This window comes from Frankia sp. Cppng1_Ct_nod, assembly GCF_920656135.1.
In the GTDB taxonomy this organism is placed as follows: Bacteria; Actinomycetota; Actinomycetes; order Frankiales; family Frankiaceae; genus Protofrankia; species Protofrankia meridionalis.
On sequence record NZ_CAKKTK010000009.1, the window covers coordinates 42,940 to 69,834 of the forward strand.

The following is a 26,895-nucleotide window of genomic DNA, read 5'->3' on the forward strand; positions in this document are numbered from 1 at the left end:
TGACGGTCGCCGGGGTGGCGGTCGCATCCGCGCTCACCCCGCTGGACAGGCTGCTGGCCCTGGACAGGACCGCCTCCGGCTCGGGTGGGCTGGCCCTCGTCGACGCCCAGCTGGAAAGCATCGTCGCGGACTACCCGACAACCCCGCCGACCGTGCTGCTCGGGCGGATCGCCGAGATGCAGCAGGTCACCGACGCCCTCGGGCAGCTCAGCCTGCGCCCCGCCGACCAGGCCCGGCTCTGGAAGACCCGCAGCTCATGGCGTGGACCCGGTACATGCAGTCGGTCGTCGAGGACTACGCGGGCAACCCCCGCGGCGCCGAGGAGTACGCGCTCGACGGATTGCGCTATGCACCGTCCGGGCCGCAGCGGGCGATCCTCCTCGCCGACGGCCTCACGGGGGTACGGGCCGCGCTCGGCGATGCGGACGGTGTCGTGGCCGCGGTCGACGAAGCCGGGGCGATCGTCGCATCCCTGGCCCCGCAACAGCGCGGCCCGCTGCACGCCACCATCGTCCATGACCTGGACAGCTACCATCCGGTCAATTTCGGCTCGAACGCCGCGACAGCTTTCGCCCGCCTGGGGCGGCCCGACGACGTCCGGGAGTTCAACGCCCTGGTCACACCGCTCGCCGAAGCGGAAGGCTCACACCAGCGCTCCTACGTCCGCCTCGACGAGGCCGCCTCGACGAGGCCATGGCCGTGATCCGCAGCAAGGACCCGGACCCGGCACGTGTCTCGGCGCTCGCCCTCGAAGGGCTGGACCTCGCCACCCCGTTCCAGACCGCGCACGTCGGCAGACGGCTCGACCTCATCCTCACCGACGCCCGTCCGTTCGCCTCCGACCTGGCCATCCGCGACCTCACCGACGCGGTCACCACCTGGCGCAACACCCCGGCCCTCGCCTCCTGAACGCGGTTCGTAGGCTGGTGCTCACCAAGACACGCCAGCCATACGGGGGCTTTGATGGAACACAACCTGGCGACCTCGGCGGACAGCGCCGACTACCTGGTCGACCTCTCCAACATCGTGCGCGAGCAGTCGATCGGGGGGCCGGGTCTGCGCTCCCTGCGCCGGCTCGACCTCGTGGTGGCGGCGCTGGTGACACTCACCGGGGACCCGGGCGTCCGCGTCTACCTGATCGCCGACGCCAGCCTGCTCGGCGGCCACAGGGAGTTCACCGATCAGGCCGACGTCCGCAAGCTCCGCCGCTGGGTCGCCGACGGCCTGGTCGAAGAGGTCCCCGACGCGGACGACCGGGTTCTTGAAATCGCCGGCATGACCCGCGTCCCCGTCATCACCGGGGACCGCTACGACGCCTACCGCACCGAGCACACCTGGATCCAGGGGAATACCTCGCAGTTCCTCAAACCCACACCCGGCCCTGGCGGCACCGTCGCACTCGTCCCGCTGGACATGGGCGTCCGCACCCCGGCCCAGATCTCCCGCCGTGAGGAACTCGCCGCGCTCAAGAAGCAGGGTCTGCTCGGCCCCAACCAGACCCCGCTGATCGAGGTGCTCACCCGGGCCTGGCGCTGCCCGGAACGGCGCTGTTCGCTCTATGACATTCACAGCGGCGACCGGGTGCTCCTACCCCGCATGCGACGGGGCGCACCCACCTGCCAGCAGCATCAGATACCCCTGCGCGACGACGGCCCGCGCCCGGCCACCGCCCAGCTCAAGGCCGTCATCAACGGCACCGTCACCCGTTACACCCTGGCCGAGGACTCGGTGACGCCGGTGGGACGCTACCCCGACCCCGGAATCGCGCTGTTCAGCCTGCTGGACCAGGATGCCGCGGCCAGGGTCAGCCGCGAACACGTCGTCGTCTCGCTCCAGAAGGGGCTCGTCCTCGTCCGCGACGTCAGCAGCTACGGCTCCCGGATGCGCACCGTCGACAAGCGGGGGCGGCCGGGGCACTGGGAGCAGATGACCCCCCAGGCCGACCGGCGTTTCCGCCCCGGCGACGAGGTCGAACTCGCCCCCGGCGTGATCCTCACCCGCAGCGGCCGGATCTTCCCCGCCGAACTTCCCGACGGCTGGCGGACCGGTGCCCCGCAGGCCCCCGTCCCACCCGGCGCCGCCGCACCCACCATGTCGACCTGACCCCTGGTACCGACCTGACCCCTGGTACCGGCCTGGCTACGGTGTCGGCCCGCGGGTGGGGGTGTCGGTCCGACTCCGGCTGGTGATGGTTAGAATCACCGCAGTGCGCAGGGGGGGATGATGGCCGGTTTTGTGTCGGTAGGGATCGGGATCATCGCCATCCGGCGGCCATCCGCGCATGTTTGTCGTTGACCGGGAGCGGATAGCCGCCGCATTACCCCAGTACGAACTGGGCCCTGGGCTGGGCTCCGGCGGGTTCGCGCATGTGCTGGCGGGCCGGCACCGCCGCCTGGAACGTGACGTCGCGATCAAGGTGTTGTCCTCGGCGAAGGAGGACGCCCCCGCCGGTTTTGTCGCGGAGGCGCGACTGCTCGCCAATTTTGATCATCCGCATGTGGTCCGGGTCCACGACTACGTCGAGGACGACGACGGCCTCTGCCTCATCGTCATGGAGCTGCTGGCAGGGGGCACCCTGACCAGCCGGCGGGCAGGTATCCAGGCCGAAGGCGCCTGTGCGGTCGGCCTGGCCGTCGCAGAGGCGCTGACCTGTGCACATTCCCAGGGAGTGCTGCACCGCGACATCAAACCGGACAACATCCTGTTCGACGCCGCCGGTCTGGTGAAGGTGACCGACTTCGGGATCGCGAAGATCCTCGACGGATCGGCGGCCAACGCGAGCCGGATCATCGGGACGGCGCAGTACATGGCACCCGAACAGATCCTCGAGGGCCGACTGGGGCCGGCCACCGACCTGTACGCGCTCGGTCTGCTCCTGTACGAGCTCCTCTCCGGGGCGCCGCCGTTCGACCCGACCCTGCCGCTGCTCGCGCAGCTGCGGCACCACCTCGACACCGCCCCCGAACCGCCCGCCGGGGTCCCCGCCCCGGTCGCGGAGGTGGTCATGCGGGCCCTCGCCAAGGACCCGGCCGCCCGCCAGCCGTCCGCCCGCGCCTTCGCCCTCGATCTCGCCCGCGCCGCCTGCCTCGTCTACGGCCCGCGGTGGATCGCCCGTTCCGGCGTCGGTCTGCGCCTCGACGACGACATCCGCGAGGCCGCCGACCGTCCCCCGGAGCCGGAGCCTGCCGAGCGCCCCCAGCCGCAACCGGCCGGCCGCGCTCTTCCGCCGCAGCCGGTCGAGCGCCAGCCGCAGCCGCAGCCAGTGCCCGTCGGCCGGACCCCTCAACCCGCCCAGCGGGCGCCGGCTCCCGGCCTCCGCCCCTCCGGTCGGCCGCTGATCGGCCATATCAGCTCGGTGTTCTCGGTGGTGTTCTCCCCGGATGGCAAGGTCCTGGCCAGCGCGGGCAACGACACGACGGTGCGGTTGTGGGATGCGGCCGGCCCGTCGGCTCCCCGTCCGTTGGGTGGGCCGTTGCCCGGCCATATCGGCCCGGTGCGGTCGGTGGCGTTCGCCCCGAACGGCACGATCCTGGCCAGTGCCGGTGACGACAAAGCGGTGCGGTTGTGGGATGTGGCCAGCCCGTCCGTCCCCCGTCCACTCGGCGAGCCGCTGACCGGCCACACCAGGATGGACACGGTGGTGTTCTCCCCGGACGGCCGCACCCTGGCCAGCGCCGGCAATGACGGGAAGGTGCGGTTGTGGGATGTGGCCGACGACCTGTCCGTCCCCCGAGCGTTCGGCCCGCCACTGACCGGCCACACCGGCGCCGTGCTCTACGTGGTGTTCTCCCCGGACAGCCAGACCTTGGCCAGCGCGGGCAAGGACGGGACGGTGCTGTTGTGGGATGTGATCGACCGGTCGGCTCCCCGCCTGCTCGGCGAGCCCCTGGTCGGTCACACCGGCCGGGTGTGGTCGGTGGCCTTCTCCCCGGACGGCACGATTCTGGCCAGCGCCGGGGCGAACAACGCGGTGCGGTTGTGGGATGTGACCGACCCATCCGCCCCCCGGCCGATCGGTGAGCCGCTGACCGGTCACACCAACCGGGTGCGGTCGGTGGTGTTCTCCCCGGACGGCCGCACCCTGGCCAGTGCCGGTGACGACAAAGTGGTGCGGTTGTGGGATGTGGCCGACCCCTTGGTCCCCCGTCCGGTCGGCGAGCCGCTGACCGGTCACACCAGCATCGTGAACGCGGTGGTGTTCTCCCCGGACGGCAGCACCCTCGCCGCTGCCGGCGCGGATCACACCGTGCGGCTGTGGGGTTACGAGCTGCCCGCGCCGGCCCCGGCACCCCCCGCCAAGGCCCCGGCGCCGCCGGCCTTGGCGGTGGCCCCGACGGTGGCCCCCGTACCGGCGGCGAAGCCGGCCGCGCCACCCCCCGCCAAGGCCCCGGCCGTCCGACCGCCGTCCTCCTCCGCTCCCGGCCCCCGCCCGCTCGGCCGACCGCTGACCGGCCACACCAGCCCCGTGTTCTCGGTGGTGTTCTCCCCGGACGGCAGGATTCTGGCCAGCGCCGGCGGCGACAAGACGGTGCGGTTGTGGGATGTGGCCGACCCGTCCGCCCCCCGCCTGCTCGGCGAACCCCTGACCGGCTATCTCAACCAGGTGCGGTCGGTGGCGTTCGCCCCGGACGGCACGATCCTGGCCAGCGCCGGCGCTGACCGGAAGGTGCGGTTGTGGGATGTGGCCGACCCATCCGATCCCCGTCCGCTCGGCCAGCCCCTGACCGGCCACACCGACGCGGTCCTCGCGGTGGCCTTCTCCCCGGCCGGCCGCATATTGGCCACTGCCAGCGCTGTCAACGACAAGACCGTGCGGTTGTGGGATGTGGCCGACCGGACCGCACCCCGCCCGATGGGTGGGCCGCTGATCGGTCATACCGATTCGGTGTTCTCGGTGGCGTTCTCTCCGGACGGCGCGATCCTGGCCAGCGCCGGCAACGACAAGACCGTGCGGCTGTGGGATGTGGCCGACCCGTCCGATCCCCGCCTGCTCGGCGATCCCCTGACCGGCCACACGAACCGGGTGCTGTCGGTGGCGTTCTCCCCGGACGGCACGATCCTGGCCAGTGCGGGCAGTGACAAGACGGTGCGCCTGTGGAAGCTGACCGGCCGGGCTGCTCCCCGTCCGCTCGGCGATCCCCTGACCGGCCACACGAACCAGGTGCGGTCGGTAGTGTTCTCCCCGGACGGCGCCACGCTGGCCACCGGCAGCATCGACAAGACGGTGCGGTTGTGGGATGTGGCCGACCCCTCGGCCCCCCGTCCGCTCGGTGCGCCGTTGTCCGGCCATACCGACACCGTGTGGTCGGTAGTGTTCGCCCCGGACGGCCGCACCCTCGCCAGCGCCGGCGATGACAGGACCGTGCGGCTGTGGGACTGCGGGTCGCTCGTGCTGAAGCACCGCCAGGTCGACATCATCCCCGCACCGCCCGCGAAGAAGCCGGCGGCCCCAGCCCCCGCGGCGAAGGTGGCCGCGCCGGCTCCCGCGAAGAAGCCGGCGGTCCCAGCCCCTGCGGCGAAGGTGGCCGCGCCGGCTCCCGCGAAGAAGCCGGCGGCCCCAGCCCCTGCGGCGAAGGTGGCCGCGCCGGCTCCCGCGAAGAAGCCGGCGGCCCCAGCCCCCCGGAAGGCGTCCGCTCCCGACCCCCGCAGCCTCGGCCAGCGGTTGACCGGCCACACCGGCTGGGTGATCTCGGTGGCGTTCTCCCCGAACGGCCGCACCCTGGCCAGCGCCGGCGCGGACCACATGGTGCGGTTGTGGAATGTGGCCGACCGGACCGCTCCCCGCTCGTTCGGCGCGCTGCTGGCCCACACCGACCGGGTGGACGCGGTGGCCTTCTCCCCGGACGGCACGATCCTGGCCAGCGCCGGCGCGGACCGGAAGGTGCGGCTGTGGGACATGACCGCCGGCGGCCCGCGCCTGCTCGGCGAGCCGTTGACCGGCCACACCGACCGGGTGTGGTCGGTGGTGTTCCTGTCGGACGGACGCGCCCTGGCCAGCGCGGGCAAGGACGGGACGGTGCGGTTGTGGGATGTGGCCGACCGGTTGGCACCCCGCCCGGTCGGCCCGCCCCTGGCCGGCTCCATCGGCCCGGTGCGGTCGGTGGCGTTCACTCCGGACAACCGCATCCTCGCCAGCGCCAGTGCTGACATCAGCGGTGATGGCCCGGTGCGGCTGTGGGACGTGACCGCCCGCAGTCCCCGCCCGCTCGACCCGCCGCTGACCGGCCACACCGGCGACGTGTGGGCGGTGGAGTTCTCCCCGGACGGCCGAACCGTGGCCACCTCCGGCGTCGACCGGACGGTGCGGCTCTGGGACATCACGGCCCCCCGTCCCCGCCTGCTCGCCCCGCTGACCGGCCACGGCGCCCGCAGCCCCCGCCTGCTCGCCCCGCCGCTGACCGGTCACACCGGCCGGGTGGGGGCGGTGGCGTTCTCCCCGGACTGCCTCACCCTGGCCAGCGCCGGTGACGACAGGACCGTGCGGCTGTGGGACATCACCGCGCGGTCCGCCCCCCGCCCGCTCAGCCCGCCGCTGACCGGCCACACCGGCTGGGTGAAAGCGGTGGCGTTCTCCCCGGACGGCCGCACCCTCGCCACTGCCGGTGACGACACGACGGTGCGGCTGTGGGATGTGCGCTGACAGTGGTACCGGTGTCGCGTCCCGGCCGGGGTGAGGTCTTGACCCGGGCGGCGGTCGTGGGACTGTGCTCAGGTGGCCGCCAGACATCGACCGTTACCCGCGGTCCGTCCGTGGTCGGCGGTGGCGTCGAGATACCGCTACACCGTCCGTGACACCACCGTCCGTGACACCACTGTCCGCGACGCCATCCTTGGCGACACAGACCACGACACCGGGGGACAGACGTCCGTCCTGATGGTCTGCACCGGGAACATCTGCCGGTCCCCGATCGCGGAACGGCTGTTCGCGGCGCGGCTCGCCCACCGGCTCGGCCGTGCCTACCGTGGGGTTACCGTGGCAAGCGCCGGTGTACGCGCGGTGACCGGATCGTCGATGGAGCCCCATGCCGAACGGGTCCTCACGGAGCTGCGCGTCAACCCGGCCGGCTTCATCGCGCGGGACCTGACGGCCGGCATGATCGAACGTGCTGACCTCATCCTCTGTGCCGCGCGCGAGCACCGGTCGGCCGTCGTGACCATGGCGCCGCGGGCTCTGCGCCGCACCTTCACCCTCCGCGAGTTCGCGCGGCTGCTCGCGGACGTCCCCGCACAGGAGATCGCCGGCCCGACGCCCGCCGAACAGATGTCATCCCTGGTGTGGGCCGCTTCGCACCGGCGTGGGTACCGGCCACCGGTCGCGCCGGGGCGCGACGACGTGGCGGATCCCTTCGGTCAGCCGCTCGACGCCTTCCGCCAGTGTGCGCAGCTCATCGAGCGGTGCCTGGCCCGCCCGCTCGACCTGCTCGCGTACGCCGCCGGGTCGCCGGCCCCCGGCGTTGCCGCCCGTCCATGATCCCAGCGACTGATCCCAGCAGCTAATCCCAGCGACTGATCCCAGCGACTTTGTCCATATGTAAGCTTTTCGGCTGGATGGGCGTGCACATCGACAAAGTCACGCCGATCTCATCGGCGGTCGGTACCCACTGACGCCGGCCGCCTGTTGTCAGGTTACGTACGGTCACACGGGCAGTGCCTTATCCGGTGTCGGGCCGTCCACCTTTGGGCTGCGTACCTTCGGGCTGGGCCGCGTTGAGGCGGGCGCGGGCACCGTCGAGAAAAGCCTGACATGTCCTCGCGAGCGCCTCACCGCGTTCCCACAGCGACAGCGACTCCTCCAGGGTGATGTTGCCGGCTTCCAGGCGGCGGACGACGTCCTCCAGTTCCCCCCGGGCTCGCTCGTACGTCGGCGGAGCCTCCTGCGTCGGCGGAGCCTCCTGCGTCGGCGGAGCCTCCTGCGTCGGCGGAGCCTCGTGCCGCGCCGGTGCATCCTGCGAACCTGACACCGATACCTCCTGGGGGTCGACCGCGGCGAACCGGCATCACCGGGGACACGGCGAACCTACGCGGGATGCGCCTACGAGCAGAGCACCGCATCAGGTCGGCAATCAACGTGCGGCCGGCGGATCCGTACAACAGCCGGCGGGCATCGTTGTGATCTTGCTTGACGTGGATGGGCGCGGTCCGCGATCGTCTCCGGACATGCGACAGGGCGATGCGCGACAGGGCGATGCGCGACAGGGCGATGCGCGAGAGGGCACCATCGACCGGGCCACCGACGAGGAGTTCGTCGACGCCCTGCCCAAGGTGGAACTCCACGTCCACCTGGAGGGGTCCATGCATCCGCGGACCCTGCTCGCCCTCGCCCGCCGCCACGGCGTCGACGGTCTGCCCACCGACCTCGACGGTGTGGCGAAGTTCTACGAGTTCCGCGACTTCGACCATTTCATCGACGTCTACCTGGCCGCCGTCCGCGTCCTGCGCGACGCCTCCGACTTCGCGCTCCTCGCCCGGGAGACGGCCCTGGGGCTCGCCGCCCAGGGCGTCCGGTACGCCGAGATCACCTTCACGCCGTTCCTGCACATCGAGCGCGGCATCGACCCGTCCGAGGTGTTTGCCGGAGTCGAGCAGGGCCGCCGCGAAGCCGAGGAGGCAACCGGCATCCAGATCCGGTGGATCGCCGACATTCCGGGCCTACCCGACATGGATCTGCGTCCCGCGTCCGAGGGCACGATCGAGTTCGCGCTGAACCACCGCGAGTCCGTGATCGCGCTCGGGCTCGGCGGGCCCGAGGTCGGCGTGCCCCGGCCGCAGTTCGCGGACGTGTTCACCGCCGCCCGCGACGCCGGGCTGCACCGCATCCCGCATGCCGGCGAGACGACCGGGCCGCGCACGATCTGGGACTCCCTCGAGTACCTGCACGCCGAACGCATCGGCCACGGCATCCGTGCCCTGGACGACCCTGCCCTTGTCGACCACCTGCGGGCCGCGCGCATCCCGCTGGAGGTGTGCCCCACGTCGAACCTGCGCACCGGCGTCGTCGCTGACTACCCGGAGCACCCGCTGCCCAGGATGATCGAACTGGATCTGCCGGTCAGCCTCAACAGCGATGATCCGCCCATGTTCGGCACCACGCTGCGCGACGAGTACCTGCATGCGCTGCGCAGCCTGGGCCTGAGCCGCGGTCAGGTCGCGGACCTGGCCGCAGCCGCGATCGACCACTCGTTCGCTCCCGCGGCGGTCAAGGACGCCATCCGCGCCGAGCTCGACGCCGTCACCGACCGCCTTGCGGATGCTACCGACCGCTGAGCAGGTCCGGCTACGTCAAGCGGAGAGAACGTCAAGCGGAGATCTTGTGCAGGTCGGGCGGAGTGGCCTGCGTGGCCGCCGGATCCTGGCTCGGGACATCAGGAGCGGGGACATCAGGAGCGGGGACATCAGGAGCGGGGACATCAGGGGCGGGGACATCCACCGGCGGGATCCCCTCGGGCGCGGCAACCGGAGCGCCGCCTGCGGTGGGTACCGGCGAGAAGGTGGTGCGTACCGCGGCAACGAGAAAACCGGCGACTGTCGTCGTCGTTCCCACCACGATCATCCCGGCGCGCGCGAGGCCCGCGGGTCGTCCCCGTAGGAAAGCGCCGACGCCGTCCGCAACACCCCGCGGCAACACCCTGAGGATGAAGTCCCGTTCGGGTCCGAGGGGGCCGCGTGCTTTGTCGTTCTGGCCCGCGCACAAACGTCGCAGTGTTGCCTTTGACGCGCCTTCCGCCCAGCAGCGACGCACGATATAGGACGGCCGTTGCCGCTGGGAATGCACTTGGTGATGAATAACCGCGGCCGGTTCGTGAACGAATCGCCCGCCGGGCACTCGGGACGATGCCCGGATGCACAGCTCTGTTTCCTCGCAGCCCGACGCACCGCGGACCTGGCGGCCGAGGCGCGTGTCAAAACCGCCGGCTTCGGTGAACAGGCTCCTGCGGAACAGGGCGCAGCCACCGAAGACGTTACGAACGGTCGTCTGCCGCGTCGGCAGCCCGCGATGGCTGCAGCCGACCGTCCAGAGCAGTTCCTCGGGGAACCAGCCGGGCTTCTTCCCACCCCAGTCGGGCAGCACCCATCCACCGACCCCCAGTACGTCGGCGTCGCCGGCGGCGACCTCCGTGAGGGAGGACAGCCAGGTCGGGTCGGCGACCGCGTCGTCGTCCAGGAAGGCGACGAACTCGCTGTCGACCGCGGCAATTCCGACATTACGCGCGTTGGAGAGCCCGGTGCGGCCACCGGTACTCAGCACGAGCTCGTTCCCGGCCCGTTCGTGCAGCCGGGCGAGCAGCTCGTCGTCGCCGTCGACGACGACGACGACCTGGTACGGCACCAGCTTCTGCTCGCGTAGCGAGTCGAGGGCCCGCATCAGTTGTGGCCATCGCTCCACCAGATGGCTGCACACCACAACGCTGACGCTGGTCACGATCTCCTCCAGGAGCTGTGTCGGGCGGTCCGGGCGGTCCGGGCCGCCCGGAAAATGCGCCACGCGGTCCGACTTCCGCGTCGCAGGTGCGGAGTGATCCCCGGCTGACCGTTCCGGACCAGTGCCAGGGTCTGTTCGGGACTGGTCGAACCGGTGACAATGAGCCGACTCACGGACAACGGTGACGCGTCGGGTCGGTGAATGCGGTATCCCACCTCGCATGCGGAGGTGAAGCCCGTATCGGCCACTGCCTTCCGTACGGTTCGGGTGTGATAACCGAACGGATAGCAGAAGCTCCGCGGCTGGTATTGCAGTTCTTCCTCGAGCAGGCGTCGGCTGGTCTCAAGGTCACGGCGAAGTTCATGGCCTTCGAGAATGTCGAGTTCGGCATGCTGATGACTGTGTGACCCGATCTCGTAACCGGCGCCGTGCAGTTCTCGCAATTCGGCCCAGGTAAGCAGGGCCGAGGCGGCATCCGGGTATCCGGACAGCCAGCTCGCCCGGCCGCCGACGTAGGCGGTGGGGACGTAGAGCGTCGCGCCCGCGTCCGCCTTTTTGAGCTCGGGAACCGCGTGGCTGGCAAAGTCCGCGAAGGCATCGTCAAAGGTGAGCGCAACGTTCTTCTCGTCCGGACGGGAAAGAGCGTCGGACAGACTCCGTAACCGGTAGCCACCCGCGGTGAGGCAGGCGAGCTGGTCGGCAAAGAGCGCCGGTGGAACCTGCCACCGCCGGAATGCCCTGCTCGCACCGTGACCGATGCTGTGGAACATCAGCACGGGAAGCGGACGAAGGCGATCCATCATGTTTGACTTGAGGGACGGAATAATGTGTCAATATCAGCGGAAGAACTGTCAGGCAAACGGCCGCGCGCCGACATCGCCTCCGCCAACGTAGTCCCCCCAGATGGCGTTCGGAGTTACGTGGGGGGATCGTAGCACTGTGAGTGTGAAGTTGGCGTGGTTTCCTTATTGGGTGCTTAATAGTTACGTTCAGTATCCAATTAAATACAGTATGCGATTTTTTGGCTCTGGTGCGCGGCGAGGCCGGTCCGTCAGCCGGTCGAGGTGTTCGGCGGCGCGGCGGCTGTCGCGAGGAACGAACCGGCAGCGACACGGACGGTGAGGTCGTCGCCAGCGTCCACCTGTGCCGGATCGCGTACGACAGCGCCGTCGGAGGCCTTGCGGACCAGGGCGTAACCGCGGTCCAGGGTTGCGGCTGGTGACAGTGCGTGTACCCGAGCGGACGCGTGTGCCAGGTCGTGCTCCGCTCGCTCGATCACGTGCGCCACACGGCGCCGCCCGCGTGACCGCAGCGCGTCCACGTACTCACCCTGACGGTCGAGCTCGCGTCCGGGCGCTACCAGGACCGGACGGCTACGCAGGTCCGCCAGTGCCCGAGCCTCCCTGTCCAGGCGATGCTCGATGACCCGTCGGGACCGCCCGCGCAAGGTCGCCACCAGCGTCAGCTGCTCGGCGACGTCCGGTACCACCTTCTTCGCCGCGTCCGTCGGGGTGGACGCGCGGACGTCGGCGACGAAGTCGAGCAGGGGAGCGTCCTGCTCATGGCCGATCGCGGACACCACCGCCGTGCGCGCCGCGGCCACGGCCCGCACCAGCGCCTCGTCGGAGAACGGCAGCAGGTCCTCCAGCGATCCGCCACCACGGGCGATCACGATGACGTCCACCTCGGGGATGCGGTCGAGTTCGCGCAGCGCGTCGATGACCTGCCCGACCGCGAGCGGTCCCTGCACCGCCACCTCCCGCAGCACGATGCGCACCGCGGGCCAGCGGCGGCGGGCGTTGTCCACCACGTCCCGCTCGGCCGCGCTCGCCCGGCCGGTGATCAGTCCGACGGCCCGGGGCAAGAACGGGGGCCGGCGCTTGCGGGACGCCGCGAACAGCCCCTCGGCCGCGAGCACGCCACGCAGCTGCTCGAGCCGGGCGAGCAGGGCGCCCGCGCCGAGCGGGCGGATCTCCACGACGGACAGCGCGAGCGTCCCGCGCGCGGGGTGGAACGACGGCTTGCCCCAGACCACCACCCGCGCACCGTCGACGAGACCCGCGCCCACCGCATCGCACACCGCCCGCGGACAGGTCAGCCGGAGCGAGACGTCGGCGACCGGGTCGCGCAGGGTGAGAAACACCGTGGCGAGGCCAGGCCGGCGGACGATCTCGGTGACCTGGCCCTCCACCCACACCCGCCCGAGCCGGTTGACCCAGTCGCCGATCGCCCGGGAAATCGTCCGGACCGGCAGCGGTTGCTCCGGCGACGAGGTGAGGGTCACCAGGCAACCGTAACGACCCGAACTGTCGATCCATGCACAAAGCTCGCCGAGCGTCCGTGCAGGTTGCCGGCATGTGACGGTTATCGTTTCCGCACCGGCGTCGGTCCCGGGCCGCGTAGACTTCCGGGCATGGGGCGGATCCTGTTGGCCAATCCGCGCGGGTACTGCGCTGGCGTCGACCGAGCCGTGCTGACGGTTGAGAAGACGCTGGAGCTGTACGGCGCTCCGGTCTACGTCCGCAAGCAGATCGTGCACAATGCCCACGTCGTCAAGACGCTGGAGGCAAAGGGCGCGATCTTTGTGGACGAGACGTACGAGGTTCCTACCGGGGCGACGGTGGTGTTTTCTGCCCACGGTGTCGCGCCGTCCGTCCACGAGGAGGCGAAGTCCCGCGAGCTGCGAACGATCGACGCTACGTGCCCGCTAGTGACCAAGGTCCATGGCGAGGCGCGCCGATTCGCCAAGGAAGACTTCGACATCCTGCTCATCGGTCACGAGGGCCACGAGGAGGTTGTCGGTACCACGGGCCAGGCGCCCGACCGCATCCACCTTGTAGACGGCGTGGAGGATGCGGCAGCTGTCACCGTCCGTGACACTTCCAGAGTCGCCTATCTCTCGCAGACCACCCTGTCGGTCGACGAGACCGAGACCACGGTGCTTGCGCTGCGTGAGCGGTTCCCGCTGTTGCAGGGGCCGCCGAGCGCTGACATCTGCTACGCCACCCAGAACCGCCAGGTCGCGGTCAAGGAGATCGCCAATCAGGTCGAGCTGATCCTTGTGGTCGGGTCGCCCAACTCGTCGAACTCGGTGCGCCTGGTCGAGGTCGCTCTTGACCACGGGGTACCCGCCGCCTATCTGGTGGACGATGCCAGCCAGGTCGATCCGGCGTGGCTCGACGGGGTCGAGACGATCGGCGTGACCAGCGGGGCATCCGTGCCCGAGGAGCTGGTGACCGAAGTTGTCGCCTGGCTCGCCGAACGCGGGTTCGACGATGTCCAGCAGGTCACCTCGGCCGAGGAGCATCTGCTGTTCGCGCTGCCGCCGGAGCTCCGTCGTGAGATCAGTGCCCGGGAGCGCGCGCTCCGGGGTTAGGACGTCGGGTTCCCGCGGTTGCCGTTCGCGGGTTCGCGGAAGGATCGGAGGCGCTGCCTCCGCACTACTGTTCTTGCTGGTGGCATGTGGATCAAGCGGTGCGTCGGAGCGAAAGATAGACTCCCGCGCACCGCTGGTTCAACGCTGGGCAGCTGGAACATCCGCGTACACCGACGTCCGTGGCCTGGTCTGGCAACCCGACACGGCTGTCGCTGACGGTGGCGAGCTGAGCACATCCTCGGGGTCGATCCAGGCAACCGGTAATCCCGGCCTCTACCAGCGGGAACGCCGGGGTGTGCGATCCTATCGGCTGCCCGTACCCAGACAGGGTACGTACGCGGTCGTCCTGTACCTCGCCGAGACCGCGGGTACCCCCGTGGGCGGGCGGGTGATGACCATCCGTGCCGAGGGCACGACGATCGCCACCGGAGTGGACCTGGCGAAACTGGCCGGTGACCTGCACGCCTACCAGGTGGTCGGGACAACGGTCGTGGCCGACGGCGTCCTCAGCCTCGACCTGGTCGCCGACCACGGGCAGTCGGCGGTGAGCGCGGTCAGCGTGTCCTTCGTCCGGCCCGGTACCAGCGGGCCGAGCTCGCTGTTCATCGACGAGTTCGACGGCGCTGCGGGTGCCGCTCCCGACCGGCACCGGTGGGAGGCGTCGACCGGGACGCGCTGGGCTCCGCGGGAGCTGCAGACCTACACCAACCGGACGGAGAATGCCGCGACCGACGGCAGGGGCAATTTGGTGATCAAAGCCAGGCGGGAAAATTTCGCGGCTGGTGACGGGGTCGTCAAACCGTTCACCTCAGCTCGATTGATCACACAGCGTTCCTTTTCTTTTACCTATGGGCATGCTGAGGCGCGGATCCGGATGCCGGCCGGGGTTGGTCTGCTTCCGGCGTTCTGGATGATGGGCGACAACGAGAACACGGTGCCCTGGCCGGGCAACGGCGAACTCGACGTCGTCGAGCTCCCTACCCCGACCAATATCATCTACGGCACCGTGCACGGCCCGGACGGATCGCCACGGGGATACGACGCGCAGGTGCGCGGCGAGCTGCCCACACCGGGGTACCAGGCGTTCCACATCTACGCCGTTGACTGGTATCCGGGTGTCGTCCAGTTCTCGGCGGACGGTTCCGTCTATGGGACGATCACCGAGGCCGATCTCGCGCCGACGCGGAAATGGACGCTGGATCATCCGTTCTACCTGCTGTTCACCCTGGCGGTAGGGGGCCCCTGGCCGGGATCCCCGCCGCCGGACGAGTCGTTCCCCCAGACGATGACCATCGACTACGTGCGGGTCACCGGGTAGTTTCCCGGGCATCGGAGTTTTCGACCCCGGTTTCGACCCCGGTTTCGACCCCGGTTTCGAGGGGCCGTGAGCCCTCCAGCAACCCGACCGGGTCCGCGCAGAGTGTGTCCACCGCCGTACGCACCAGCGTGCGGTCGAATGTGCTGGCGTGGAAGGTCGCGGTGACGTGCACACCCCCGAGCATCTCCGCGAACTGGAAGGTGAGGAAGTCCGGCTGCCGCTGGGTCGTCGCCGAGAGGTAACGGGCATCGGCCCCACCGTTACGCCATGGCAGTTTCTCGAAACCGCGCAGGCGCCCGAGATGGTTCAGCACAAGTGACGGATGCGCCGGAAAGAGCGCGTGATCGGTGAGGGCTGCGATGCGCCCGATCTGGGCGAACCCGGTGAGAAGGCTCATCGTGGCCAGCGGGCGCCCGTTGGCGGTCGCGGCCTCCAACGCGGCTGAGATCGCGGACGGGTCACGGGAGTCCGCCGGCTCGAGATAGATCCCGATGGTGAAGTTGCCGTCGAGATGTCCACCCGTCGGGAGGAACTTCCGGTTGTCCACGACGGTGTAGAAGCCGGCGGATGCCGGGCGCATCCCGGTCGCTTCCACCGCTGCCCGCGCCGCGGCGAAAACCACGAGGGTCCGGGTCACGCCCGGGGCATTGCGGACCCGCCATCTGCGCATGTCAGCGAGCGCGCTTTTGGGGATCACCCCGGATGCGACCGCGAACTCCGGCTGCCACGGATGCGGCCGTGTTCCCGGGACCGGGCCGGGCGGCGGCGTGCGCGGGGTCCGCAGCGTCGCGCGGATACGGCGGGGCTTTCGGCCGTAGTAGTCGCCGAGCGCGCGCGCCAAGGGCATCCGCACGGACGGTTCGTGCAGGCCCGTCGGAGCTCGCTGCTCCACCGCGGCGGACAGCAGCTCGGAACCGGCCTCGATCGCCAACCGGGCGTCGCCGAGCGGATGCGCCAACGACAGCGCCACGGTGTCACTGCCGAGCGCGAAACGGAACGGTACGTCGTCCTCGTACGCGGCGTACTGTTGCTCCAGAATCCATTCAAGATCACTGTTGTCAACGGTATCGCCAAGCATGGTGACCATACGTTCACAATGGTTGTCGATTTCAGCGCCGGTAACCGAACGCCACCGCCGGTAGTTGTGGTCGGGCCGGTGGAACAACCGGTGGTCCGGCACAGCCCCGGCCAGCTCGCGAAGGGCCGCGCGGACGGCGTCGACCTCCGGCACGTGCAGCGGACCGAAAACGAAGACGGAATGGGCGCCGATCCACATCCGGTCGCGGCCGGCGATGCGCACGGATCGGGTCCGGGCTACCACCGCCCTACCTCCGAACAGCGGTGCTCGGGCACACCTTGCCGGAGCATGCCTTCATGGAAGATCCGTACCAGTGCGTTGAACCTCGCAGGCCGCCTCGTCCGTGGGAGCTTCAATCGCAGGATCTTCGATTAAGGACATCATGGCTCAATGTATGACCTCGACGAGGATGTCGGCTACCTCCTACTACCTACCTCCTACTTTCGGGGTCCGACCTCCTACTTCGGGACGTCCGCGCTCCTGGCTGCGCAGGTTTCTCACGGACGCCTGGGCCGCTGCCAGAGGCGTACGTTCGTCCCGCCCCAACCGGCGTCGGCTCGGCCGAGCGCGCGGGTTCGCATCCGATCTTCGTCTGCATCCCCGGCATGCCCAGGCGGGTTGGTCCCTCCGGACGGGTGGTCCCACGGGGTGACGCCGATGTCGATGCCAACGCCGTCGTTGGTGTAGTCGTTGGTGTAGTCGACCGGTAGCAGTACCTCCAGCGGGTAGAAAGTGGCGGCAAGCCGTTCCTGACGTGCCGCTGAGACCGGCTCGGAGGCATCCACCGTCGCCGACCGGTTCGGTCGGGAATGTCGCAGGACCATGAGTAGGGGCGGAAGGGTGATCAACCCTTCCAGTACCACAGCGAGCAGCCAACCCCAGCACAGACCGTTCACCCCGCCGAGGCGACCCCCCGCGAGGGCGAGGACGATCTCCATCGCGGTCCCCACCCCGACCACGCGGACGGCGGATCCGAGCCGCCCCTGGACCCGCCGGACCGAGACGTAGTGATCCTTCACCACCAGTGGCACACCGGCGAGCATCATGATCCGGAATGCGCTGACCGCGACACCACTGGTGTAGGCCCCGCCGAAGATGGTCATGACGAGTGACGCGAAGGGCGCCGTGACCAGAAAGATGCCGGCAGCCGCGGCGAGACCGAGCGGCAGTGTCAGGCGAATGTTGGCCAGGGCCTTCTCCTCGTCCTGACCTGAGTGCGCGAACACGGCGATGGCCAGGGCGAACGGGATGATGAAGAAGAAGGACGCGGCAAGACGGGCGGTGGTGAAGTAGGCCGTGTCCGCGGCTGTCGCGGCCACCGCGGCGAGAATGGGCAGGATCAGCGTCGGGATCTGCAACGCAAGGTTGAGCATGTGGTGCCCGCCGGCCTCGCCGCGCATCGCCCGAAGCTGCCGGAACCCCGCGAACCTCAGGGCTTGCGGGGCTGTCCCGTCATGGGGCAGGCCGTCATGGGGCGGACGCCGGAAGTGGCGGTAGCAGACCGGAAGCGACAGGCCCAGACCGAGCGTCCACGCGAGGTAGAGGTCCAGCCCCGAGGTCCAGCCGACCACCACGAACACCGGGATCAGACCCAGCTTGACGACGGAGGTGACAACGTTGCGCACAAACTGCACGGCGCCTCCCGCCGCCGACAGCAGGGCGAAATCCAGCATGGTCGTCACCGCGAACAGGACGACTCCGACGCAGAACAGCGTCGCCGCAAACACGTTCGAGCTGATGGGACGCAGCGTGTCCGACAGCAGCGGGGTGACCGCGGTCCAGGCCACGGCAAGGATGCCGGAGGCGCACCCGACCACGGTCATCGACGCCCGCATCAGCCCGAGCCGGTCGGATTCCCGTTGGATGGTCGGGAGTTTGGCCATCAACAGGGTGCCGAGCCCGAGCATCCCGACCGAGCCCAGTACGGTCATCGCCGCGATGGCCGCCGAACCCACCCCGACGGCGTCGACGGCATAGGCACGCGCGGCCAGGGACCAGAATGCCGCCCCGAGGACGGACGTCACGATCTGTGTCCCGACCATGGACATCGCGATGGTCAGCAGCCGCGCGAGACCCCCGGATCCCCGGCCCGGTCGCGAACCACCCGGGTGCGATGCGTCATCGATGGATCCGGGGGCGGCTGTCACGGGCAGCGCATCCGGTGTCACGGTGTCCTGGGCCGGCCCCTCATACGGCGGCACGATAGACATCCGCGAGTGCGAGGGCGCAGTCGTCCCAGGTGGGAAGGGACGGGTATCGCGTCCGGTGGTTGCCGGCCGCCGCGGAGCCCGAGGCATCCGGGTTCGCGGTGTCCGGCCCTGATGTGTCCGGGCCTGATATATCCAGGTTCGGCTTGAGGTGCTGCAACAGTGCCGCGGCGACAGCGCTCGCGTCCGCCGGGTCGTCGACCCGGTCGGCCAGCCCCCGGTCGGCGAGCTCACCGAGACCCGTGGTCGGGGCCACCACGACCGGACGGCCCAACGCCACGGCTTCCATCACGGCGACGGGATGGGCTTCGTACTCACTGAGCAGTGCGACCACATGGGCACCTGCCAGCAGGTCGGTCATGGCCTGGCGCTCGGCCGGTGGGATGAAGGTGAAGCCGACCTGGTCGGCGACTCCCAACCGGGCGGACTGGGCGCGCAGCTCGTCCTCGTAGGGGCCGCGACCGACCAGCATCAGCCGCGTCCGTGGTTCCCGCTCGAGCAGCGCGGGCAGCGCGGCGATCAGGTGATGCTGGCCCTTGTACTTCTCGAACCGACCGACCGAGACCACGGTCGGGGTGTCCGGGTCGGGCCGGACGTCGGTCGCGGTGGTGGCCTCGACGCCGTTCGGGATGACCGCCAGCCGGTCATCGGGAACACCCGCCGCGCGGGCGAACATCTCCTTCTCGAACTGGGCGACGCACAGCACCGCCTGCGCGCGGCGCAGCAGCGGGCCCAGCACCCGCCACTGGACGTCCCGCAACCGGTGGCGTACCGCTGAGGAATGACCACCCGTGTGCGGGCTCACCAGATACGGCGTGCGGGCGGCGAGAGCGGCGGCCATCGCGATGATCGGGACGGCGGTGTGCACCCCCTGGCAGTGCACAAGGTCATAACGACCACCGCGGACGGTCGCCTGGATACGCGGGGCGATGTAGTAGTCGCGTTCCCGCGGCCAGGCGGGCACCCGGCGAACCTGGACCCCTTCGACCACCTCGACCGGTGGCCGGTGCCCGGCGCGATCGGTGGTCAGCACGTCCACCCGGAGGTCGGGAAAGGTGTTCAGCCGCCGGGTCGTCTCGTAGACGTGTGTCTCGATCCCCCCCATGTCCGGGAAGAACCGGGGAGTGACCTGAAGGACGCGAAGTTGTCCGGGCACGGACTTTGCTCCCTTGGCGTAGCGAACAGGAGATATCGCGGGTTGTGACGGTGGTGCTCGTGCTGGCGACGGCTGGTGGTGGCTGGTGGTGGTGGCGGCGTTTCTCGGGGGACAGCTCGGGGGACAGCTCAGGGAACGGTCACCGAACGCAGGAGCCGCCCGTCGATGAGCAGGCGCACCGTGGTCGGGCCCCTGCGACCGATCTCGTCCGCCACGTCGACATCGACCTTGTCCCTGCGCGGCAACGGCGGTGGCCGCCACTGCCGGCCTCCGGTACCGATCACCTCCACTCGCAGCTCGCCGCCGTCACCGCCGGACCGGGTGACGGTGACTTCCAGACCTGTCGGCGTCCGGGTGGCGCCGAGGGCCGTCACCGGCGCGTTGATGGTCGTGCTGTCCGACCACCAGGACAGGCCGATCGCGACGGTGAGGAGAAGTACCGGGACGGATGCCAGCAGGATCGTCCGGCCGGGCACGTGCCACCGCGGGCGGAAGGCGGCCGGTCGGACCCGCCCGAACGCCGCGAGTGCCACGGAGCTGACGCCGAACAGGACCTCGTAGGCGACCGGGTGTGCGGCGAGCCCGACCGCGCCCAGGAGCAGCGATCCGATCAGCAGGCCGGTAACTGTGAGCAGTACCAGCGGGACGATGATCCCGCCGGAGCCCGGGTCCGCCCCAACCGAACCGGGGTCTGCCCCGCCGGGACCCGGTTCGGTTCCATCCGAGGTCGGGCCGACCCGTACCGACCGGGCGAGGATCGCGTGTAGACCGGTGACCCCGACGATGACGATCAGGGTTCCGGCGACTGCCTGTGGGATGGTCGCGGCGCTCACCGGCTGCTCTCCTCCGGACGGCTCGGGGATCCCGGCAGCCACAGACCCTTCAGGTTGTAGATCTTCACCGGGCCGTTGTCGTAGACCTTTACCGAGCCGGGGGTGCTGTCGAACTTGGCGAGTTCCGCCCGTGTCAACTGGGACCCGACCGGTGCTTCGCCGTTCTCCACGTAGAACGTCTCGTGCGGGAGGCCGTCGGCCAGCCGGGTGTCAACGATGACGTAGTCGATCCGACCATCTGTGATTACCCTGCGTTCGTAGTCTCCGATGGTCGCGGCGAAGTAGAGCGGTCCCGCGCTCGTTCCGCTTCCCAGAGCGCTGACCACCCATTTCCGGCCGATGCCGACGAGCCGGACCCCGGTCTCCCGGTCGGCGGCGAGCCGGCTGTCCGCCGGCAGGTTCGTGTTCACCCAGTTGGTGGCGGCGACCACGTACGGGTCGATGGAGCGCCCGTCGGCAATCACCATGTAGGGGCCGGGCATCCTCGACCAGTCCCCGCCGGAACCGAGAACCGTGCCGCCGACGAACACGAATACCGCGAGCCCGGCGGTGATCTGCACCAGGTACCTGCGGCGGGTCGCGATGAAGGTCGTGATCGTGAGCCCGAGTACCGCGGCAAGCCCGAGATAGATGAAGGTTGACATGCGGGTGGACAGCTCGGCGGTCCGTGGCGCGACGGTGCCGATCACCGTCAGGGGGAACGCCAGATGCATGAGCCGCAGCACGCGGTACAGCGAAGCGCGCCGGCCGTCCGCCGCCGGCCGGAACCTGAACGGAGGCAGGGGCAGGAGCGACATCATCCACAGCAGGGTCGATCCGAGTAGGGCTATGACCTCCCATGGCGGAGTCACCGTCCCGCCGGAGTCGGAGAACATCTTGCGGCTCTTCGTCTCACCAGTGGCGACACCACTGGCCTGGTGCAGGCTGTCCGACAGGATCGGCCCCAGATAGTCACGCAGCATCGACACGTTGACGAGTGCCCAGCCCGCGGCCGTGGCCAGCCCGACCATGGCGATGGCGGCCAGCGCCTTCCCGTCGGGCCGGTCGCGTCGCGCGAACGCGCACAGTGCCCACAGGGCGACCAGCCCGACGATGATCCAACTGGTGGCGTGGTGGGTCAACGTGATCGCGATCCACGTCATCGCGATCAGTACGCCCGCGGTGACCCGTCCGTACCGCGGACGGTCCACGATGCTCACGAGGAGCAGTACGGTCAGGGCGATGGCCAGCGACTGGTATGCGAACTGTGCGTTGAAGAAGTAGAACTGCGGGCTGCAGGAGTAGATCGCGGTACCGACTCCGGCCGCGTAGGCGGACCGGGTCAGCCGCTCGATCAGCAGGAACAGGCCGTAGACGAACAGCGCGCGCGCCAGCAGGACCACGGCGATGACAGCAACCTGGTTCGGGACGCCGAAGAGCTGGACGACCGAGTTGGTCAGCAGTTCCAGCCCGGGGAACCGGGGGCTGATCGGAAGGCCCGGATGCGCCGTGAACAGGTGGCCGGTTGCCTGCAGGTCGAGCAGCGTGCGCATGTGCAGCAGCTCGTCGAACTCACGGACAGCGGAGATCTGGGTCAACTCGAAACAGAAGTACAGCGCCACCCCGAGCAGGACGGACACCCGCAGCCGTTCCCGCGGTCCGGTACCGCGTCGGAGCAGCCGGAACGCGGCCGAGGCGAAAACCATGATCAGGCCGGGCCACAGCAGGGCGGTACCCGTGCCGGGGTGTCCGGAGCGTCCGACCGTATATGCCACCGAGACGAGCAGGACGCCTGCGGCCATGACCATCGTGACGGTCATGGTCCGGTCGGGGACTGTCATGGTCCGGTCGTGGACGGCCTGGCCGGGAGCGCTCGCGGCGGCATCCGCCGCAGGTTCGGTTGCCGGGCCGTCCGAAGGGTCGCTGGACGGCTGCCCTTCGGTCAGCAGGAGCCTGGTGGCGCCGGCGTGTGCGGACGGCCTGTCGTCCTGCTCATTATCGGATTTTTCCGAACTTACCGGCCTTTCCGGATCGGTGGACGATCCGGCGTTCCTCATGGGCATAAAAATTCCGATAGTAGTGCTACCGGTGCTGTCTTCCGTGCCGGCGCCGGTCACGGCCGCGCTCTTTTCGTTCCTGTCGATGGTCGTCGTGCCGTATTCGTTGCCGGGTGAGGCTTCAGCGAGCATGGACCAGGTCTCGGTAGACAGCTTCGATACGTGGCACCACCTGCCCGGCGGTGAAGGTCGCGGCGCGGTCGCGGGCGGCCCTTCCCAGCCGTTCACGTTGCGCAGGGTCAGCAACGAGCGCGCTGACCGCCGTGGCGAGAGCGCCCGGTTCCGACGGTGGGATGACAAGGCCTTCCTTGCCATCGCGGACCATGTCCGCGATGCCTCCCATTCCGGTGGTGACAACCGGACAGCCGGTGGCCATCGCCTCCAGCACGACGGTCGGGCACGGGTCCGGCCAGATGGACGGGACGAGCGTGACCGCCGCTCCGGCGAATGCCTGCATGACCTTCTCGTGATCCCACGGTTCGGCCACGACGACCCCGGCGGGAAGCGCGTCCAAGGCGTCGGATGTCCGTCGTCCGACCATCAGCAGCGGCGGACGGTCGGTGGGCAGCCGGCTGTAGCCGTCCAACAGGACATCGACACCCTTGTCCCGGCTGAGGTCACCGACGTAGAGCAGGTAGCCGCCCGCCGTCATTCCACCGGGGACGGTGTGTGATCTGGTGTCCAGGAGCTCGTCCGGGATGAAGTTGGGAATGACGTCGAACGGTGTTCCCGAGTCGGTCAACCCGGTGTGCCGCGCGACCGCTGAACTCACCGCGATGATCCGATCCAGGGCGTGACGACGCAGGACCCGGCCCACCTGGTTGCCGGCAGCCGTTATCAGGCCGACCGGCCCACCGTAGTGGTCCCATGTGCAGCGGACGCACCGGCGCGGTGACGGACCGTCGCATACCCCCTCGCCCATGTACATGAACCGTTTCGTGGCGCAGACATGGCTGTAGTCGTGCAGCGTGAGCACCATGGGTGCCCGGGTGGTCCTGCGCAGCGGAGTAAGGCTGTTGACGATCCAGTTGTGCGCGTGGATGACGTCCGGCTGCTCCTCGACAATGATGCGTCGTAGCTCCCGGGTCACCGCCGGATCCGCGATGGGTGGCGCGTAGAGCCGGTCGCCCTCCCCGTACAGGAACGGCAACGACGCGGTTGCCGGCCGGACGGTTCGGATGCGCATGCCGTCACGAGTCTGCGTGCCGGTCTTGTCTCCGAAGGTGACAACAGTGACGTCGTGACTTTCTGTCAACCGCCGGCCGAGGTTGTGGACATGCCGTTCCTCGCCGCCGACAACCGGCGGGAAGAACTGGGCAAGCAGGAGGACCTTCATGACGCATGTTCCGCACCGCGTCGGTTCCTGAGCCGGCTGCCCGTTCGGGGCCCGAGCAGGCGACCGCGCAGGTAGCCGACAGTGGTGATCGCGACCCCGGACACGATCGTGACCGCGCTGAGGCGACGACCGGGGGTGCGTATCTCGCGCCAGACCGCCCGCGGAAGCGTACGGCGGACGTAGGCCCGCTCGGTGTCCAGAGCGGCTTCCTCGCCCACCTGCTTCGCGATCATCGCCTTGGACAGCCCCTCGGCGTAGCACCGCTGACGGAAGTAGGTGAAGGTCGCCCGTTGCTCGGTGACACGGTGATGAACGGCTGCCCGCGGTTCGAACAGAATGGTCGCGGTCGGGTCGGCCTGACGCAGCCTGATACCGAACTCGGTCTCCTCGCAGCCCAGCGGGATGGATCCGATCCGGCCGATGCCGTCGGTGAAACCGCCGATGCGGTCGAAGGCGACCCGGCGGAACGACATGGCCGCACCGATCGGATTGCGAACCGGGCGGATGGTGGTGGGTAGACCGGTGTAGCTGCAGCCCACAACCCAGTCGAACTCCGGGGGGAACCACGGGGGCCGTCCGGATGCCGGCCAGGTCGGTACAGCCGCACCTCCCACGCCCTGCACGGTCGGGTCGGCGTATGGAGCCAGCAGGTGGTCGAGCCAGTCGGGTTCTCCGCGAGCGTCATCGTCGAGGAAGACCACGACATCACCATGCGCGGCGCTTACGCCGGTGTTCCGTGCTCCGGACAGGCCACGTGGTCCGGTGTTCGCCAGCACCGTGACGTCCTCGAAGGCGGCGCGGGCGCGGGTGAACAGGGCGTCGTTGTGGTCAATGACCAGGATGATCTCGCTCGCCGGTGTCTCCTGGTCGCGAATGCTCGCAACGGCGGCGACGATGTCGTCCCAGCGTTCGATGGTGTAGGCGCAGACCACCACGGACGCTGTCGGCGTCATCGGGGACTGGTCGAGGGCAGACCCGTGGGACGCGGTCGCAGCGGCGTCGGCACCCGCGGGAGGCGATGCCTGTGCTGGAATCGCCGCGGATGACACCGTCACGCGCATTCCACCTCGGGGTTCGTCACCCGGACGTTTTCGGGGTCGGGGGTCTCCACCCACGTGGTCTGAGGAGACTCGCTTCTTACGTTCTGGGGCTGGAGGATCGTCAGGTTCGGACCAACCACCGCCGTGGACTTCCGCGCTGCCCGCTTGCGTTTGCGACCGCGTGAGCCGCGTGACTCGACCAGGATGGTGCGCAGCACCCGGAGCCCGTCGGAGACGGCGTTGAGGTTACTGACACCGTGGATGCGGGGGTGCTCGAAGCTCGGTACCTCCACGACGCGCAGCCCCGCCTGTGCCACCCGCATGTTGATGAGGGTCTCGACCTCGAAGCCGTCGCCCCACTCGTTGTTCGGGGAATGCTCGCCCGGACTCAGGCCGAGGGTGGGTAGGCAGTGTCGCCAGAACGCGTTGTAGCCATAGCAGAGATCCGAGTAGTGGCAGTGTATGAAGGTGTTGACAAGGCCGCTGAGGAACGCGTTGCCGGCTCGACGCAGCCGGGTGATGTCGCTGCTGCCACCGCCGCTGATGAAGCGGGACCCCTTCGCGAAGTCCGCGCCGGCGGTGAGTACGCGTACGAACTCGTTGATCTCCGCAGGGTCTGCCGAACCATCGGCGTCGAGCATGACCAGGATGTCGCCGGTGGCTGCGGCGAAACCGCACGCGAGCGCGTTCCCTTTGCCACGTCGGGTCTGGTCGACGATGACGGCGTCGGGTCGAAGTGACTTCGCTACCGAGACCGTGTCATCGGTGGATCGGCCGTCGACCACGATGATTTCGGCATCTGCCGGCAGGTGCTCGAAGACGTGCGGAAGGTTCCGGGCCTCGTTGAGCGTCGGAATGATGACGCTGATTGTCGGGCTACTGTTCGTCGGTCGGTCCGAGTTGTCGGACACCTGTCCCCCCACATGCTGGACGTTCGGAGTCACCCTGCGCCGAAATAGTTCCGTTCCAGCATGGTGCCCCCCTAATTTTTCTGGACCTCGGGCGATGTCGGTGAATCGATGATCATATCGCCTTTGACTCTAGAACCTCGTCAGCTTTTCCTTGCGGTAGTGGCTGCTTCAACAGTCTGAACCAACATTGCGTGTGGAGCACTGTGACCGTGCTTACATATCTCTGCTGACACCTAATCGACGGCCGCCGTTCAGAGTCATCCCCCAGGACCTGACATCATTGATCATCGAGATCTAACATCCATGATCTACATTACTTAGAGCCCGTGTGCGTTTCGAAGTTAGCACCGCTCCGGAAGAGAGTCTCGGCGGATGAGATGCGGCAGAGATTGTTTGCCTACCGTTTACCTGATGTTCATCTTGGTGCAGTTTGGGGTCTTGCTACAAGGCGGAAATGTTTCCCTAGGTAGTCATGTCGTTACCCTATGGCTTTATCGCGACTCTGGGCACCCAACGGGATACGGATGATGGTTGTTTAATGAGCGCAAGAACCAGTCGCGTTCCCCGAGTGTCGATTGATTTGATCAACACGTACGGTGTCGGGTGTTCCGGTTTCGCCGGCCAGGATTTTCGATCTTGTCGTGTAACTGTCGACCTGGAATTGTATGGCCCATTTTGTAGCCACCTGCCATACCGCTCGGGAAGCGGCATCCGCCATGGCCCCTGAATGTCGGGGACCGTGCGTCACGTCCCGGGTGGACCGCGGCGCCGCCGGCCGCGCGGACAGTCGCCCGCCCGAGCCGGTCTCATCGTGACCGTATGTGCAGGCGGTGGAGAAGAGTGACCGGCAATAGGGGCGTGGATCTAAGAGTGGGTAAGCGGCGAACGAGATGAACGTGCTGGCCGGTGTATCGAGTCGGCGGCGGGCAGAGCGATCTCGTCATCGGGATCCGTAGCGGTCGGTTCGCCGAGCCGGCCGCACCCGTGGGTGCCGCGCCCAGGTCGCGTGCAGCACAGCTGCGGCACGGTAGGAGATCACCGCGTGCCGCGTCCATCGTGTTTGGGTGCTTCCCGCCACGGGGCACGCCGTGCCGTCAGCGGGGGCGGCGGCGGGAGAAGGCGGGGCACGAACACCGTCCGCAGTCCGACCCGCGGCGGTAATGCTGGTGATCGTCGTAGGAATG

General features: G+C 69.0%; 20 protein-coding genes. 8 read left to right on the forward strand and 12 right to left on the reverse strand.

The features are described from left to right. Window positions 1-256 precede the first annotated feature (256 nt). From NBW77_RS04780 to NBW77_RS04805, 5 genes are all read left to right on the forward strand, one after another. Entirely contained in the window at window positions 257-703 is a 447-nt protein-coding gene (locus NBW77_RS04780; protein WP_131745375.1) for a hypothetical protein, read from the forward strand. Then, complete coding sequence (locus NBW77_RS04785) at window positions 700-909, forward strand: hypothetical protein (protein WP_131745376.1); 210 nt, start codon at window positions 700-702, stop codon at window positions 907-909. The genes NBW77_RS04780 and NBW77_RS04785 overlap by 4 nt, the downstream gene beginning before the upstream one ends. Window positions 910-963: 54 nt before the next feature. Then, window positions 964-2,103 (forward strand): FHA domain-containing protein, encoded by a 1,140-nt coding sequence (locus NBW77_RS04790; protein WP_131745377.1) that lies wholly within the window; start codon window positions 964-966, stop codon window positions 2,101-2,103. A gap of 178 nt (window positions 2,104-2,281) precedes the next feature. Continuing rightward, entirely contained in the window at window positions 2,282-6,640 is a 4,359-nt protein-coding gene (locus NBW77_RS22265; protein WP_349816962.1) for a WD40 repeat domain-containing serine/threonine protein kinase, read from the forward strand. Between the two features lie 120 nt (window positions 6,641-6,760). After that, complete coding sequence (locus NBW77_RS04805; RefSeq protein WP_207386834.1) at window positions 6,761-7,471, forward strand: arsenate reductase/protein-tyrosine-phosphatase family protein; 711 nt, start codon at window positions 6,761-6,763, stop codon at window positions 7,469-7,471. 181 nt (window positions 7,472-7,652) lie between these two features. Here the strand turns inward: NBW77_RS04805 and NBW77_RS04810 are convergent, their stop codons facing one another. Continuing rightward, window positions 7,653-7,961, reverse strand: a complete 309-nt coding sequence (locus NBW77_RS04810) for an exodeoxyribonuclease VII small subunit (protein WP_131745410.1) — start codon at window positions 7,959-7,961, stop codon at window positions 7,653-7,655. Window positions 7,962-8,157: 196 nt separating this feature from the next. On the opposite strand from NBW77_RS04810, the gene add reads away from it, so the two are divergent. Then, window positions 8,158-9,264: an adenosine deaminase gene (gene add / locus NBW77_RS04815; RefSeq protein WP_131745411.1), complete on the forward strand. Its 1,107-nt coding sequence runs from the start codon at window positions 8,158-8,160 to the stop codon at window positions 9,262-9,264. Between the two features lie 31 nt (window positions 9,265-9,295). On the opposite strand, the gene NBW77_RS04820 is transcribed toward add, so the two are convergent. The 3 genes from NBW77_RS04820 to xseA form a co-directional block, all read right to left on the reverse strand. After that, entirely contained in the window at window positions 9,296-10,420 is a 1,125-nt protein-coding gene (locus NBW77_RS04820; RefSeq protein WP_250279337.1) for a glycosyltransferase, read from the reverse strand. Next, window positions 10,417-11,223 carry a polysaccharide deacetylase family protein gene (locus tag NBW77_RS04825; protein ID WP_250279338.1) on the reverse strand — a complete coding sequence of 269 codons (807 nt, stop codon included), beginning with the start codon at window positions 11,221-11,223 and terminating at the stop codon, window positions 10,417-10,419. Before NBW77_RS04825 ends, NBW77_RS04820 begins: the two co-directional genes overlap by 4 nt. Window positions 11,224-11,471: 248 nt before the next feature. Then, window positions 11,472-12,704: an exodeoxyribonuclease VII large subunit gene (gene xseA / locus NBW77_RS04830; protein ID WP_131745412.1), complete on the reverse strand. Its 1,233-nt coding sequence runs from the start codon at window positions 12,702-12,704 to the stop codon at window positions 11,472-11,474. Between the two features lie 129 nt (window positions 12,705-12,833). On the opposite strand from xseA, the gene NBW77_RS04835 reads away from it, so the two are divergent. Beyond that, the gene (locus NBW77_RS04835; protein WP_131745413.1) at window positions 12,834-13,796 is read left to right on the forward strand and encodes a 4-hydroxy-3-methylbut-2-enyl diphosphate reductase; all 963 of its coding nucleotides are present in this window, start codon (window positions 12,834-12,836) and stop codon (window positions 13,794-13,796) included. Further along, the gene (locus NBW77_RS04840; RefSeq protein WP_250279339.1) at window positions 13,696-15,114 is read left to right on the forward strand and encodes a family 16 glycosylhydrolase; all 1,419 of its coding nucleotides are present in this window, start codon (window positions 13,696-13,698) and stop codon (window positions 15,112-15,114) included. The genes NBW77_RS04835 and NBW77_RS04840 overlap by 101 nt, the downstream gene beginning before the upstream one ends. Here NBW77_RS04840 and NBW77_RS04845 read toward each other — a convergent pair. The 8 genes from NBW77_RS04845 to NBW77_RS04880 all read right to left on the reverse strand — a co-directional run bounded on the left by NBW77_RS04845 (window position 15,104) and on the right by NBW77_RS04880 (window position 25,711). Further along, window positions 15,104-16,435, reverse strand: a complete 1,332-nt coding sequence (locus NBW77_RS04845) for a hypothetical protein (protein WP_131745415.1) — start codon at window positions 16,433-16,435, stop codon at window positions 15,104-15,106. The two genes, NBW77_RS04840 and NBW77_RS04845, sit on opposite strands and share 11 nt — an antisense overlap. A gap of 254 nt (window positions 16,436-16,689) precedes the next feature. Beyond that, complete coding sequence (locus NBW77_RS04850) at window positions 16,690-18,393, reverse strand: lipopolysaccharide biosynthesis protein (RefSeq protein ID WP_131745416.1); 1,704 nt, start codon at window positions 18,391-18,393, stop codon at window positions 16,690-16,692. Beyond that, a complete protein-coding gene (locus tag NBW77_RS04855) occupies window positions 18,380-19,555 on the reverse strand; it encodes a glycosyltransferase family 4 protein (RefSeq protein WP_131745417.1) in 1,176 nt (391 codons plus the stop codon). Before NBW77_RS04855 ends, NBW77_RS04850 begins: the two co-directional genes overlap by 14 nt. A 128-nt stretch (window positions 19,556-19,683) precedes the next feature. Continuing rightward, window positions 19,684-20,388 carry a hypothetical protein gene (locus tag NBW77_RS04860; protein ID WP_250279340.1) on the reverse strand — a complete coding sequence of 235 codons (705 nt, stop codon included), beginning with the start codon at window positions 20,386-20,388 and terminating at the stop codon, window positions 19,684-19,686. Then, the gene (locus NBW77_RS04865; RefSeq protein ID WP_131745419.1) at window positions 20,385-22,556 is read right to left on the reverse strand and encodes a glycosyltransferase; all 2,172 of its coding nucleotides are present in this window, start codon (window positions 22,554-22,556) and stop codon (window positions 20,385-20,387) included. The genes NBW77_RS04860 and NBW77_RS04865 overlap by 4 nt, the downstream gene beginning before the upstream one ends. Beyond that, window positions 22,546-23,760, reverse strand: a complete 1,215-nt coding sequence (locus tag NBW77_RS04870; RefSeq protein WP_131745420.1) for a glycosyltransferase family 4 protein — start codon at window positions 23,758-23,760, stop codon at window positions 22,546-22,548. The genes NBW77_RS04865 and NBW77_RS04870 overlap by 11 nt, the downstream gene beginning before the upstream one ends. Continuing rightward, window positions 23,757-24,821, reverse strand: coding sequence for a glycosyltransferase family 2 protein (locus tag NBW77_RS04875; protein WP_207386835.1), 1,065 nt, complete (start codon window positions 24,819-24,821; stop codon window positions 23,757-23,759). Before NBW77_RS04875 ends, NBW77_RS04870 begins: the two co-directional genes overlap by 4 nt. Continuing rightward, on the reverse strand, window positions 24,812-25,711 hold the full coding sequence (locus NBW77_RS04880; protein ID WP_131745421.1) for a glycosyltransferase family 2 protein: 900 nt from the start codon (window positions 25,709-25,711) through the stop codon (window positions 24,812-24,814). The genes NBW77_RS04875 and NBW77_RS04880 overlap by 10 nt, the downstream gene beginning before the upstream one ends. Window positions 25,712-26,895 lie beyond the last annotated feature (1,184 nt).